The organism is Acinetobacter junii CIP 64.5 (genome assembly GCF_000368765.1).
Lineage (GTDB): Bacteria > Pseudomonadota > Gammaproteobacteria > Pseudomonadales > Moraxellaceae > Acinetobacter > Acinetobacter junii.
The window spans coordinates 1877794-1892036 of record NZ_KB849655.1 but is presented as its reverse complement, the minus strand read 5'-3'; the positions used below and the strand labels follow the sequence as shown (position 1 = coordinate 1892036).

Below are 14243 nucleotides of genomic sequence, written 5' to 3'. Positions count from 1 at the left end.
TTCAATACACAACTTGATTTAGTGTATAAACTAGTTAAAATGCTGAACACAAAGTTAGACTCAATATCTAATCCGTTAATAACTCTTTGGATCGTAAGTAAGGCAAACATTATTAATTAATGTGAATAAGACCCGAAAACACCACAACAGTTTGCTGGCGACAATAGCAAGAGTGAACCACCTGATCCCTTCCCGAACTCAGAAGTGAAACCTCTTCGCGCTGATGGTAGTGTGGCGTTTGCCATGTGAGAGTAAGTCATCGCCAGCTTTTAATTCTAAAACACCCCCTCCGCTATTGCAGAGGGGGTGTTTTTTATTGCGAAAGTAATATATTGTTTGAATTTTAAACAGATATTAAAATGAAAGATTTACAAAAAATTTATACTGATAAAGTAAACGAGGCACTTTTTAGATTACAGAAGTGTGAAAGTCTTATAGAGTCATATTTCGAAATCAAAGATTTATTAGATTTAGAATCCTCAATATTACATTTACGTAAAGCATTAGAAATATTTGCTTTAGCTTCGATCGCCCCAAATAAAATTAAATATCAAGAATATCGTGCTCAAGCTGATAAAAATCCTGACTATACAAAAGATTATAAAGCTAGCTCAATTTTAAAAGCTTTAAGTGGAATAAATTCTGACTTTTACCCTATACCTTTGTTACCAGCTGAGAAGTTAGAGAATGGGACTTGGCATTTTGATAGAAAAACAGGAAAATTCTTTGACAAAAATCAGTTTATTAAATTGTATGATCGATTAGGAAAATATTTACACGCTGATAATCCTTGGGGCAACAATAAAGAATGGGAAGATTTTGCTTTAGTAGTAAGGGATGGTATAAGTTCCATCCGTGATCTTTTTAAGTTGTATTTTACTGTAATACGGACACCAGAATTTACAGGTGTATGGGTTCTAGAGACACGTGAAAATGTGGTTCAATTTCTTGTTGCTGAATCTCATGGCGAATTTATCGCTGAGAATTATTAATTTGAAAGGTTATTAAAGAGAATTATTATGAAACAAAACTCTTTCTCTCCACTCTCCGAAGATGATGAAGAACTTCATCTTCCTGAACTGGTCTATTGGGCTTCTCTTGGTGATATGGAACAAGTCGAACAATTATTGGCTGACGGTATAGATCCAAACCAGACTGATGATGAAGGGTATAGCGCGTTACAGGCTGCTGCTGAGAATGATCATTTGGCGGTGGTGAAGCTACTAGTGAGTAAAGGGGCAAATGTGGCTTATAAAGGCGAATATACTGCGCTGCAGCTTGCAGAAATGGCAGAGCATGACGAAGTGGTTGTCTACCTAAAAAGTCTTTAAATCACGCATAAAATGATAAATAAAAAGAAGCCCCATCATGCTGACGGGGCTTCTTAGTATTCAGTTTCTTGTCGTTTATATTCCTTATCAACGACCGCTTCCTGCGTATCTTGTTATTTTCAATGAGACTTCCTGTCTCTTTATGTTTTATATGATAAGGAAGAGTTTTAAATTGAGCTATTCGCCAATGACGACGATGGTTGTAGGCTTAAGCTTACATGGAAAATATATGCTTTATAATAAAAAAGCGGAATCATCAGACTCCGCTTTTTATTAATTTGATTTAGAAATGAATGTCTAAACCAACATATGGCCCTTTAAAATCAAATTTAAGATCATTTTTTTCATAATCATCTAATTCGATGTTTAAGATACGGTAGCCTGCTTTCAATCCTACATCGACCAATAAATTATCAATAAAGTTATATTGTAATTCTGCTTGGGCATCTGTGATTTTAGCATCATTAAAGTTGCTGTAGAGTAACTCACCTTTAGCACTCAAACCTGTAAACGGTAGTTTGACCCCAGCTGAACCGTAGATTACTGGAATGGTTTTATCGATATCAGTTTTTGTTAAATTCAACGTTTTGACATCGCCATTCAAATTGGTTGCACCAAAACCAACATCTGCATTCACAACGTTATCGAGAATTTCATAATATAAAATGAAATCGGTATGATCGATATCTAAGTCATAAACAGGTTGACCTAAAACTTCATTTTCAGTTTGTGTTTTTAAATTCACATAACGGATTTTTGCATTTGGAATTAATGGAACAGGGTGTTCAACAGCAAGAGAAATTTGTGCAGCCCCTTTACGGTCAAGGTCTTGATCTTGAGCAGAAGTTTGGGTTGCCATATTTGCTTTACCGTCGTATGCCCAGTAGCTCACATCACCTTTGACACCAATAACATCTGCTTGTGCTAAACCACAAAGACTTGTTCCTAAAGCAAGCATCGATATTTTTAAAATTTTCATCGTATAGTCCTAATTTATGAGCGTAAACCGTAATGAATTGTTGTGAATTCATCATAGATTGGGCGAATCATATAGTGATCTGTAAAATTATGCAGTAGTCTAATTTTAGTTTTTTGAAAAGAGAATAAGAAATGAAAGAGCAAGAAAACGTTGTTGAATATCCATTATATTTGGCTGGTAAAGCGGTAAAAACAGCAGCGTGGTTAGATGTACATCATAAATATCAGACTCAGGTTTTCGCACGAGTTGCTTTGGCTGATGCTAAAACTCTAGAAAAGGCAATTGCATCAGCTGTTAAAGCCGAAGCTGAAATGGCTGCTTTAAAACCTTTTGAAAAACAAAAAATATTGTTGCATTGCGTTAAACGGTTCAATGAATTGCGTGGTGAATTGACTGAGATTTTGATTGCGGAAGGCGGCAAGCCTCGTGGTGCAGCAAGTGCTGAGGTTGAACGGCTGATTAATACCTTCCAATTGGCTGCGGATGCAGTGACTCAAATGGATGATGGCCGAATAATACCTTTAGCGGTCACACCAGCAGCTTCTCGTTATCGTGGGATGGTTAAACAGGTGCCGATTGGCGCAGTTTCCTTAATTAGTCCATTTAATTTTCCTTTGAATTTAGTGGCGCATAAGATCGCACCTGCAATTGCAGCGGGTTGTCCTTTTGTACTGAAACCAGCAAGTTTAACGCCAATTAGTTCGCTTAAAATTGCAGAGGTATTGGCTGAAACAGATTTGCCTAAAGGTTCATGGTCAGTATTGCCTTGTGATCGTCAAGCGGCGGATATTTTAGTTACGGATGATCGTTTTAAGTTGCTCAGCTTTACGGGTTCTGATCAAGTCGGCTGGGATATGAAAGCGCGAGCAGGTCGTAAAAAGGTTACGCTTGAATTGGGGGGTAATGCTGCGGTGATGATTGAGGCGGATGCAATCATTGATGATGCTTTGATTGACCGTTTAATTGGTGCAGCTTATGGTCATGCAGGTCAGATTTGCATCAGCGTGCAGCGGATTTTAGTGCATGCTGATATTTATGCGGATCTAAAAAAGAAATTAATCACAAAATTAAAAAAGATTAAAGTTGATGATCCAAGTTTAGCAACGACATTGGTCGGTCCAATGATTAAAGAAGCTGAAGCGATTCGACTGAAAAAATGGATTGATAAAGCCGAGAAGAAAGGTGCAAAAATACTTGTTGGTGGTGTTTTAGATGGCGTTTGTTTTGAACCCACCTTATTGGAAAATGTTGATTCAAAGTTAGAAATTTATAAGGATGAAGCATTTGGCCCCGTTGCCATTTTAGAAAAATATAAGGATTTCGAGCAAGGAATTGCAACAATTAATCAAAGTCGTTTTGGATTACAAGCAGGAGTTTATACACAAAATCTCAATAAAATGTTGTATGCATGGGACCATTTACATGTAGGAGGTGTAATTATCAATGATGTGCCAACCTTCCGTGTCGATAATATGCCGTATGGCGGTGTGAAAGACTCAGGCTTAGGTCGAGAGGGAATTCAATCCGCGATTCGAGATATGCAGGAAGAACGGTTGCTGGCGATCAAGCAATAGATTATTCAGGTAGACCTTATGATTCTGCACCTAATAGTTTTCTGTATCTTAAATTTATCATTTGACTGTAAGGTCAACTATTGACTGAGTTGAAAAATAATCAATCGCTCGAAAAGTGTGATTTTTTCGTCAGGAATTTACAGTAAAAAGAAATAAAAACAGGTATTGTTCAGCTATTAAAAGCAGAAAAACAAAATCCAATCTTTAAGGAAGATGGTTTGGTTTTTGCTTGTTTGTACATGGAAATAAGAGACCCACAAGGTTGAACTTTCATGCAAGCAAAACAAGATTTTTACGGTACTTTTCTCTCTGTTGGATAATAACAAGTGAACGCAGTTTGAAAAGTGCCACATGAATATATTAGGTGTTCTATGGCAGATTCTCGTGAAAACTGGACATCACGATCTGGTTTTATTATTGCAGCTGTAGGTTCAGCTGTAGGTTTAGGTAATATCTGGCGCTTTCCATATGTTGCCTATGAAAATGGTGGTGGTGCCTTTCTTATCCCGTATTTATTGGCACTTATCACTGCGGGTTTACCGCTTTTATTTTTAGATTATGCCACAGGTCATCGTGCTCGTAATTCTCCACCGAAAGCTTATCGTTCTTTGTTTAAAGGCGGTGAAACATTAGGTTGGTGGCAAGTCTGTGTCTGTATTATCATCGGTTTATATTACGCTAGTGTTTTGACTTGGGCGGGAAGTTATATTTATTTCTCGATCGGGCAAGCGTGGGGTAGTGATCCTGAAAGCTTCTTCTTTAATACTTACCTACAAACTTCAAAAGCTTCAGGTTTTGATTTCCAGTTTGTTAGTCATCTATTCTGGCCAATTGTGGGAATTTGGGCATTAACACTCATCATTCTTTATGGTGGAGTTAAAAAAGGTGTTGAACTATCGAACAAGATTTTCATGCCTTTACTGTTCGTATTGTTCACTATCCTTGTTGTTCAATCTTTACGTTTACCTGGTGCGGTTCAAGGCTTAAATGCTTTCTTTACGCCAAACTGGGCAGCGATGATGGACTATAAAGTTTGGTTAGCAGCTTATGGTCATACGTTCTTCTCACTTTCTGTAGGCTTCGGGATCATGGTGACCTATGCATCTTACTTGAAGCCTAAAACTAACTTAACAGGCTCTGGTTTGATCGTTGGTTTTGCCAATGCATCGACTGAAATCCTTGCTGGTATTGGTATTTTTGCTGCACTTGGCTTTATGGCACATGCTGCGGGTACAGAAGTTAAAGATGTCGTAAGTGGTGGTATTGGTCTGGCATTTATTGCATTCCCTAAAATTATTTCAAGCTTAGGTGCAGGCGCAGACGTATTTGGTCTGTTGTTCTTCTCATCGTTGTTTGTTGCTGGTATTTCATCGATGGTGAGTATTCTTGAAGTGCCAATCGCAGCAATGCAGGATAAATTGAAATGGGGACGTAAGAAGGCAGTAACGATCATCGGTGGTGGTAGTGCGCTAGTTTCAGTGATTCTATTCTCAAGCGTTAATGCCATTAAGCTGGTGGATATTGTGGATCACTTCATCAATAACATCGGTATTATTGGCGGAGCATTGGTTTCTATCATTAGTATTGCTTGGTTTAAACGCTCTGCTTTGATTGAACTTCGTGATCATGTGAACCGTATTTCTACGATTCAGTTAGGTAAAGGTTGGGCGTTTACGCTTACTGTGATCACATCATTGATCCTGTTAACGACTTTGAGCATGACAGTGATTAACTTGATTAAGAACGGTTACGATACTTATAGTATGAGCTTACAAGGCGTGTTTGGATGGGGCAGTGTCATTTTCTGTGCTGTCGTTGCGCTAGTTTTAAGCAGAATGAAAGATCGCTAGGAGAATAAAATTATGAATACTTCAGCAATCGTAATGATGATTATTTCAATGGTGTTTTTATGGGGTGGACTCGCTTTGTCGATTCGCCACCTAATGAAGAATCCAGAAGATTTAGATGATGTTCTTGAAGAAGTTAAAGATCAGCATACGCTATGATTGATTCTTAAAAAAAGCAGGCTTTTAAGCCTGCTTTTTTATTACGCTTGTTTTTGGATATGACAATAGTAGAAACCATCACCTGATTGATTTGAAGGCAACAGCTGACGACCATGAATCTGTTCTATACCCCAATCCGCAGAGATTTTAATTTCTTTTGCATCGGGATGGTCTGCAAAAAACTCGACCATCTGCTGCTCATTCTCGACTTTTAATATTGAGCAGGTGATATAAAGCAGCGTACCGCCAACTTTAAGCTGTTGCCACATCTGTCTCAAAATCTGTTGCTGTAAAGCCACGGTTTGTGCGATGTCTGTGGATTGTCTGAGCAAGCGAATATCAGGATGACGACGAATAACACCTGTTGCAGAACAAGGTGCATCCAGCACGATACAATCGACGGGTTCTGGTGCCTGCCATGTGGTGGCATCGGCTGCGATAATCTCCACCTCAGTTTGATCTAAGCCAAGACGTTCGATATTTTCAGAAACACGCAATAAACGTTTTGCATCATGATCTAATGCGATCAGCTTTTTAGGATTAAAGCGCTCAAGGATGTGTGCTGTCTTTCCGCCTGGTGCAGCACAAGCATCAACCACCACTTTGCCATCTAGGTTCGGTAAAAGCGTGGCGCACAATTGAGCATGTTCATCCTGAACAGAAAAGCCACCTTCTTCGAAACCTGGTAAATGGGTAATATTGCCCGTTTGTTCCAAAACAATACCAACGTCGGAAAGCATGCAAGGACGAGCATCAATCTGTTCTTCGTCCAAAATCTCTAAATATTCATCACGACTAACTTGGCGTTCATTGACGCGCAGGGTGAGTGGCGCGACTTGTTTTAAGGCTTGGCATAGATACTCTGCTTGCTCAGGCCAATCTTTTTTGATTCGTTTGAATAACCAACTTGGTAAACCATGTGTACTATTCAAAGCTATTTGAAATTCATCTGTTTCACGTGAAACACGACGCAGAATCGCATTGACCAAACCACTCATTGGCTCGAAACCTAATTGCTTAGCAGCATTTACAGTTTCCGAGATTGCAGCATGTACAGGAATACGGGTACATAAAATTTGATATAAGCCAAGATATAAACAACTTTCTAATGCTTCATTGTCTAACGGTTTGGTGAGCAATGGTAAGGTAATGGCTTTTAATGAAAACCACTGGCGTAAACAACCTAAAGTCAGTTCGTGATATAAACCACGATCACGTTCAGAGACTATATTGATATGTTGATTCAATACGGAAGTCAAAGATTGTCCATTTTGAACAGCCAAAAGTGTTTTGATCACTTGCGCACGTAGATTCAGATTTTTTATAGATGATTGATTCGATTGGCTCATGGGAGAATTTGTCCAAGATGTAATTTTTGAGTTTGGGCAATTTGGACAGCATTGAGCGCTTTACCACCTGACCACTGTAAACTGGTTAAGCACACGACACTGTTTTCACCACAAGCGACATGTACGCCTTGCTTATCAATTGCAAGAATTTCACCTAATTGAGCATTTGCTTTACTGATCTCGGAGGGCATTGAACTCCAAACACGTAAGGCGTTATTTTCATCCAATTGAATAAAAGCCACAGGCCAAGGGTTGAACGCACGAATATTGCGGTCGATTTGGATTGCAGTTTTTGTCCAATCAATACGTGCTTCTGATTTTACTAATTTATGTGCATAAACCGTCAGGGATTCATCTTGAACTTCACGTTTGGCAATAAATGATTGCAAACTTTGCTCAGATTCAAGCACGGTACAAATGGCTTCAGCACCTTGAGTTGCCAACTTGTCATGCAAGGTTGCAGAGGTATCTTCTGCAGTAATTGGGCAATAGGTTTTGTACATCATATCGCCTGTGTCCAAACCTGCTGCCATTTGCATGATGGTGATACCTGTTTCAGCATCTCCTGTTGCGATTGCACGTTGAATCGGAGCTGCTCCACGCCAACGAGGTAATAGAGAACCGTGAATGTTTAAACAACCATATTTAGGCGTATCTAATACGGTTTGTGGCAAGATCAGACCATAAGCGGCGACTACCATGACATCAGCACCCAAAGCTGCTAGCTCTTGTTGGGCAGCTAAACCTTCTTCAGTTGACGCTTTAAAATGCAGTGGTTGAAAAACAGGTAAGCCATGTTCAAGTGCAAGTTGCTTCACAGGAGAAGGTGTAAGCTTTTGTCCGCGTCCTGATTTACGATCAGGTTGAGTGTAAACCGCAATAATCTGGTGTGGTGTTTTTAATAATGCCGCCAATGCGGTTGCCGCAAATTCAGGCGTACCAGCAAAAATGATCTTCACAAAGATAATCCACAGAAAATTTGCCCCAAATTATAAGCCAAAAAGCCACTAGCCCCTAATTAGGTGAAAGGAATTGTCTTTGAACAAAAAAGATAGGTTCGCTGGTCATCAGTTAAACGATAACTTGTAGTATGATGGGAAAAGCTCAGTATCATTTCGCCAGAGAGAATGTCTTATTCATCTCGAGCACACACTTGTTGGGAATACAAAATGCCTGATTATCGTTCAAAAACATCAACACATGGAAGAAATATGGCGGGCGCGCGCGGTTTATGGCGTGCGACTGGTATGAAAGATGAAGATTTTGGCAAACCAATTATTGCGGTGGTCAACTCATTTACCCAATTCGTTCCAGGTCACGTGCATCTTAAAGATTTAGGGCAACTGGTTGCACGAGAAATTGAAGCTTCTGGTGGTGTCGCAAAAGAATTTAATACCATTGCCGTGGATGATGGGATTGCCATGGGGCATGACGGGATGCTGTATTCACTACCATCACGTGATTTAATTGCCGATTCTGTAGAATACATGGTCAATGCGCACTGTGCAGATGCGATGGTTTGTATCTCGAACTGTGACAAGATCACACCAGGAATGCTCATGGCGGCTATGCGCCTTAATATTCCAGTGGTTTTCGTTTCTGGCGGCCCAATGGAAGCGGGTAAAGTTAAATTCCGTGGCGATGAAAAAGCGATTGACCTTGTTGATGCGATGGTTGTTGCTGCTGATGAAAGCTATACCGATGAAGAAGTTGCTGCTTTCGAACGCTCTGCGTGTCCTACTTGTGGTTCATGTTCAGGTATGTTTACTGCAAACTCGATGAACTGTTTAACAGAAGCATTAGGTTTATCATTACCAGGCAATGGTTCAATTGTTGCAACTCATGCCAATCGTGAAAAATTATTCCTAAAAGCGGGTCGTTTAGTTGTTGAACTTGCGAAGCGTTATTACGAACAGAATGATGACAGCATTTTGCCGCGTTCAATTGCAACTAAAGCTGCGTTTGAAAATGCAATGACGCTTGATATTGCAATGGGTGGTTCAACCAACACCGTATTACACTTACTTGCAGCTGCACATGAAGCTGAAGTTGATTTTACAATGGATGATATTGATCGCTTGTCTCGTCAAGTACCAGTGTTGTCTAAAGTTGCACCTGCAAAATCTGATGTACATATGGAAGATGTGCATCGTGCGGGCGGTATTATGGCGATCTTAGGTGAGCTTGATCGTGCCAATCTACTGAATACTTCATGCCCAACCGTACATGAAAAAACACTGAAAGATGCTTTAGATAAGTGGGATATTATTCGCACTGAAGATCCTGATGTTTATGAATTCTATCGCTCTTCTCCAGGCGGTGTTCCTACGCAAGTCGCATTCTCACAAAACCGTTATTATTCAACGCTTGATGGTGACCGTGAGAAAGGCGTAATCCGTAATGCGGAACATGCTTTCTCTAAAGACGGTGGTTTAGCTGTACTTTACGGTAACATCGCATTAGATGGTTGTATCGTTAAAACAGCGGGTGTAGATGAATCGATTCTGAAATTCACCGGCACAGCACGTGTTTTTGAAAGCCAAGATTCAGCGGTTGAAGCAATCTTAGATCATAAGATCGTTGCAGGTGACATTGTTGTGATTCGCTACGAAGGTCCACGCGGTGGTCCAGGTATGCAAGAAATGTTGTATCCAACAAGCTACTTGAAATCAAAAGGTTTAGGTAAAGACTGCGCTTTGATTACGGATGGTCGTTTCTCTGGTGGTTCTTCAGGCTTATCAATTGGTCACGTGTCTCCTGAAGCTGCTGAAGGCGGTGCGATTGGGTTAGTTGAAGATGGCGATACCATTGAAATCGATATTCCAAATCGTACGATTCACTTGAATGTAGATGATGCAACGATGGCTCATCGTCGTACGGTTCAAGAAGCGAAAGGCTGGCATCCAGCTGAAGAGCGCAAGCGTAAAGTTTCTAAATCACTTAAGATTTATGCAATGCACTCTACGAGCGCAGCAAAAGGCGCTATTCGCGTTCTGTAATTCTGATCGCCGCTTAAAGCGGCGAGATCCCTCTTACAATAAAAGGGGGATTTTTTTTTGATTTTATTAGATACTGAAGATAATTTTTGCTGACGTATAAATTGATACGTGAGTACAATTTCATTCACTTACAGATTTTATGACCATTAGAGGCTATCGACATGTCTTTGTTACGTCGTTGGTTTGATCCCATCCGATCGCGTTGGTTTTACCAAAAACCTTCTCGGCAGGCGGAATTACCCACGGAACAGGGTTTAAGCATTTATCTTCGTTTAGACGATGTTTATAGTTATCTTGCGGTACAACAACTGGATCAGTTGAATGAGATTTTGAGTGACGAACTCAAACCATTAAAGGTGATTATATCTAGACAGGGTGCAGAACCCCCAAATGGAATGACAGCCGAAGATTGGCTTCAATATTGTCTAAATGATGCCAAGATTCTAGCAAAACAGCATCGTTTTGGATTTGACGATACACCTGAAATACCAACAGCAGAAGCCTTACAACAAGCAGAAACAATTCTAAGAAATACGCCATTAAGAGAACAAAATTTTTTACATTTACTAGAAGATGTTTTTCATATGCTTTGGCAGCAGCAATATGGAAAATTACGTACTTTGCATGCCATGGCCAGCAAGCATCAAACTCCACAAAATTACCCAGAACGCATTTTTAAAGATGTGCCAGTGATTGCTAGCTATTTCGAATTTGGTGAGCGTAAGTATCAAGCTGTTGATGATTTATTACGTTTGACCCGCCGTTTAAAACAACAAAAACTACTTACGGGTAATCCCATCTTTTTGATTAATCATATTGAGTGGCGAGAGCATTTAATCAATGACGGTGAGTCTATAACTGAAGTTCAAGGTTTGCATCCAGAGCTGGATTTATATATCGCTCTTGAAGATCCAATGAGCTGGCTATTACTCGCCTACATCAAAGAAGAACTGGCAAATTATTACAATATCCAATTAAGCGTGTATCCATTAAGTTATCACGGACGTGATTGGTTTGATTGGAGTTTGGCAACACGAGTATCTAAGCGGACACAAGTTGCATTTACACCTTTTTGTCGACCAACCAAAGAGGCAACCTATGAAATGGCAAAATTGTTTTATAGCGTCCCTGTTGAGCAACAAGTCGACTGCATGCATGAGATTTTAGAAGCGGTTTGGACACGTGGAAAAGACTTATCCTTTAAGGCGCATTTTCAAAAAATGCAAAAGCGTCTGGATATTGACCAACTGACTGAACAAGATGTTGAACAATACTTAAAGCAAAATGATGTTCTGTGTCAGGAAAAGCATCAACCTGATTTTCCAGTCTTAGAGTTTCGTATAGACGGACAAACTTATGTGTTTAATAGTTTGTATCGAGTGTGGATGATTGAAAGCATTATTAGTAATGTTTTAGAAGAAAAGTATAAACAACAAAGCCAAGAGTAACTTTGAGCATTTTAATACTGAACAATAAAAAAGGAAAAAATGATGGGAACATGGTCACATGAATCGTTTGGAAATGACACTGCAAATGACTGGGCATACGAACTAGAGGATGCGACAGACTTTTCAGTGATTGAGGCTGCTTTACAGGTGGCACTTGATGAGGGCGATGAGTATTTAGATGCTGATTTAGCGATGGAAGCCATTGCTGCGGTTGAAGTAATTGCAAAGCGTCTTGGCAAAGGGACTCAATCCGATGTTTACACTGAGAAAGTAGATCAATGGTTAGAAACCATTTCGGAGCAACCAAGTGATGATCTGTTGTCATTGGCGAAGCGTGTTTTGGAACGAATAGTTGCTGATGATTCTGAACTCAAGGAATTGTGGCTAGAGTCCGATGAATATGAGTTATGGTTGGGGAACATTCAGCAGTTAAAAGATGCTTTAAATTAAAAGAAAAAGAGCCGCATTTGTGGCTCTTTATTTTTGAGTACTACCTTAAAGGATGATCTTTAAAATGCTGGACAACCCAATCGATAAACACACGTTGTCTAGGCGAGACCAATGATTTAGATGGATAAAGTAAAGAGACTGGTAAAGAGGGGACGATATATTCTGTTAATAATGGGCAAAGTAGTCCATTTTCAATTTCTTCTAGATGACCATAACGAGGCGCTTGGATAATTCCAAAACCTTGAATTGCTGCGGCTGAGTATGAGTGAGCGCCGTTGACTTGAAGCATTGAATTTAGCTCATATAGCTTTAACTCATTACGCACTACAAATTCTAAAGGTAGTGGTTTTTGTCGAGCTGAAGAATAAAACCCGACCATAAAATGCTGTTTTAAATCCGCTAATGTTTTTGGTACACCATATTTTTCTAAGTATTTAGGGCTCGCAAGTGTGATTTGTTCAACCTGTCCTAGTGCTCTAACGACAAGTTCACTGTCATTCAGTTGTCCGATTCGAATAACACAATCAATTCCTTCTTTTATGAGATCGACATATCGGTCACTTTCAGTCAAATGAAGTTGTATGTCTGGATACTCTGCTAAAAATAAATGTAAATGTGGAATGATGAAATGAGATGCGAAGATTCCATGCACTTCGATTTTTAATATGCCTTTAGGCTTAGCATGAATGAAGTCATTTTCGGATTCATCAATATAAGCCAGAATATATTTGCAATGTTGATAATAGATCGCACCTTCATCAGTCAGGCTCACTTGACGAGTTGTGCGAAAAAGTAGACGTGTATTGAGTTGAGCCTCCAATTGCTGGACAGCATCAGTAAGGGTCGAGCGAGGTAAATTAAGGAACTGCGCTGCTTTAGTGAAACTCTTATGCTCAACCACCTGTATAAATGCTGACATCGCATTGAGTTTATCCATAGCGCCCTTCTTTTGTTCGTATTCTTCGGATAATGATGCCGAATTTATCAGGATTATTTGCCTCTAACAGAACATTATCATGATTGGTATTCAATGATAAGTTGACTTATGTGAGGTCTATAATGAATACATCTTCAAATGATCGCGATGATAAAAAAGTTGTTCTGATTACAGGTGCATCACGCGGAATTGGTGCTTTTACCGCAACTTTGTTAGCGCAACAAGGACATAAGGTGGTGATTAACTATGCCAATAATGATCAACAAGCCACTCAAATCGTAGAAAATATTAAAGCGGCTGGAGGTACTGCGAGCCGATTTAAAGCGGATGTCAGCCAATCAAATCAGGTGGAATTATTGTTTGATTACGTGATTAATATGTATGGAAAAATAGATGTTCTGATCAATAATGCGGGCATTATGAATTTCAAAAAAATTGCGCTATTGGATGATGCAACAATCGATAAAGTGATTGCGATTAATCTAAAAGGCTCTTTGTATGCCATGCGAGAAGCAGCGAAACGACTTGAGCAAGGCGGGAAAATTATTAATTTATCGAGTAGTGTGATTGGTATGAAACTAGAAGGATATGGAATGTATACAGCCTCTAAAGCTGCGATCGAGTCTTTGACTGCCATTCTAGCCAAGGAACTTAGAGCTAAAAATATTACTGTGAATGCAGTCGCACCCGGTCCAACTGCAACGGAATTATTTTTTGAAGGAAAAAGTGATGAGTTGATTGCTCAATTGGCAAAAGCATCCCCACTTGAGCGTTTGGGCACAGTTGAAGACATTGCGGCGGTACTTAATTTTGTAGTTAGTGATGATGGTAACTGGATTAATGCTCAGACTATTCGAGTAAATGGTGGGATCGTATAACCAATTGAACAGGGTGAAAAAAGGCAGCTCATGCCACTGCTGTCCCACAAATATCACAAGAAGAACCTCAATTGAGGTTTTTCTTGTTTTCGCCATTTTTTATCAGGCACAAAGAGTGACCTTAAAAGTTTCCTTTCAAATAAATTGACCTGAATAATTCTCAGTAAACGCTGAACACTCCATCCTTCTTGTGCCATGTGTTTAGCGAAGTTCACCAGCAAATAGGCAATTAATGCAATCCATATTTGCGTTTGTATCGCATTGCGGCTTCGACCTAGAAATGACTTCAGTT

At 39.6% G+C, this 14243-nt stretch carries 13 protein-coding genes, 1 rRNA gene and 1 pseudogene; 10 read left to right on the top strand and 5 right to left on the bottom strand.

Annotated elements, in window-relative coordinates:
* Positions 1-153: 153 nt before the first annotated feature.
* The 3 genes from rrf to F948_RS14520 all read left to right on the top strand — a co-directional run bounded on the left by rrf (position 154) and on the right by F948_RS14520 (position 1331).
* A 5S ribosomal RNA gene (gene rrf, locus F948_RS14530) occupies positions 154-268 on the top strand.
* Between the two features lie 91 nt (positions 269-359).
* Entirely contained in the window at positions 360-992 is a 633-nt protein-coding gene (locus F948_RS14525) for a hypothetical protein (RefSeq protein ID WP_004965188.1), read from the top strand.
* Positions 993-1019: 27 nt separating this feature from the next.
* Entirely contained in the window at positions 1020-1331 is a 312-nt protein-coding gene (locus F948_RS14520) for an ankyrin repeat domain-containing protein (protein WP_004965185.1), read from the top strand.
* 283 nt (positions 1332-1614) lie between these two features.
* On the opposite strand, the gene F948_RS14515 is transcribed toward F948_RS14520, so the two are convergent.
* Entirely contained in the window at positions 1615-2310 is a 696-nt protein-coding gene (locus F948_RS14515) for a TIGR04219 family outer membrane beta-barrel protein (RefSeq protein ID WP_004951059.1), read from the bottom strand.
* A 131-nt stretch (positions 2311-2441) separates the two neighbouring features.
* Between F948_RS14515 and F948_RS14510 the strand changes: the two genes are divergently transcribed.
* The 3 genes from F948_RS14510 to F948_RS16255 all read left to right on the top strand — a co-directional run bounded on the left by F948_RS14510 (position 2442) and on the right by F948_RS16255 (position 5890).
* On the top strand, positions 2442-3884 hold the full coding sequence (locus tag F948_RS14510; protein WP_004951060.1) for an aldehyde dehydrogenase family protein: 1443 nt from the start codon (positions 2442-2444) through the stop codon (positions 3882-3884).
* A gap of 371 nt (positions 3885-4255) precedes the next feature.
* Positions 4256-5734: a sodium-dependent transporter gene (locus tag F948_RS14505; protein WP_004910343.1), complete on the top strand. Its 1479-nt coding sequence runs from the start codon at positions 4256-4258 to the stop codon at positions 5732-5734.
* A 12-nt stretch (positions 5735-5746) separates the two neighbouring features.
* Complete coding sequence (locus tag F948_RS16255; RefSeq protein WP_004910340.1) at positions 5747-5890, top strand: methionine/alanine import family NSS transporter small subunit; 144 nt, start codon at positions 5747-5749, stop codon at positions 5888-5890.
* Positions 5891-5931: 41 nt separating this feature from the next.
* On the opposite strand, the gene rsmB is transcribed toward F948_RS16255, so the two are convergent.
* Together rsmB and fmt are read right to left on the bottom strand one after the other, a co-directional pair.
* Positions 5932-7239: a 16S rRNA (cytosine(967)-C(5))-methyltransferase RsmB gene (gene rsmB, locus F948_RS14500; RefSeq protein WP_004965180.1), complete on the bottom strand. Its 1308-nt coding sequence runs from the start codon at positions 7237-7239 to the stop codon at positions 5932-5934.
* Complete coding sequence (gene fmt / locus F948_RS14495) at positions 7236-8198, bottom strand: methionyl-tRNA formyltransferase (protein WP_004965177.1); 963 nt, start codon at positions 8196-8198, stop codon at positions 7236-7238. The genes rsmB and fmt overlap by 4 nt, the downstream gene beginning before the upstream one ends.
* Before the next feature lie 210 nt (positions 8199-8408).
* On the opposite strand from fmt, the gene ilvD reads away from it, so the two are divergent.
* From ilvD to F948_RS14480, 3 genes are all read left to right on the top strand, one after another.
* Complete coding sequence (gene ilvD / locus F948_RS14490; RefSeq protein ID WP_004965176.1) at positions 8409-10238, top strand: dihydroxy-acid dehydratase; 1830 nt, start codon at positions 8409-8411, stop codon at positions 10236-10238.
* 161 nt (positions 10239-10399) lie between these two features.
* Entirely contained in the window at positions 10400-11686 is a 1287-nt protein-coding gene (locus tag F948_RS14485; RefSeq protein WP_004965174.1) for a hypothetical protein, read from the top strand.
* A gap of 42 nt (positions 11687-11728) precedes the next feature.
* A complete protein-coding gene (locus F948_RS14480) occupies positions 11729-12136 on the top strand; it encodes a DUF4259 domain-containing protein (RefSeq protein WP_004965172.1) in 408 nt (135 codons plus the stop codon).
* A 40-nt stretch (positions 12137-12176) separates the two neighbouring features.
* Here F948_RS14480 and F948_RS14475 read toward each other — a convergent pair whose 3' ends face one another.
* Complete coding sequence (locus tag F948_RS14475; protein ID WP_004965170.1) at positions 12177-13073, bottom strand: LysR family transcriptional regulator; 897 nt, start codon at positions 13071-13073, stop codon at positions 12177-12179.
* 122 nt (positions 13074-13195) lie between these two features.
* Between F948_RS14475 and F948_RS14470 the strand changes: the two genes are divergently transcribed.
* Entirely contained in the window at positions 13196-13951 is a 756-nt protein-coding gene (locus F948_RS14470) for an SDR family oxidoreductase (RefSeq protein WP_004965168.1), read from the top strand.
* 53 nt (positions 13952-14004) lie between these two features.
* On the opposite strand, the pseudogene F948_RS14465 reads toward F948_RS14470, so the two are convergent.
* Positions 14005-14243 (bottom strand): annotated as a pseudogene (locus tag F948_RS14465) (IS4 family transposase); the annotation flags it as partial.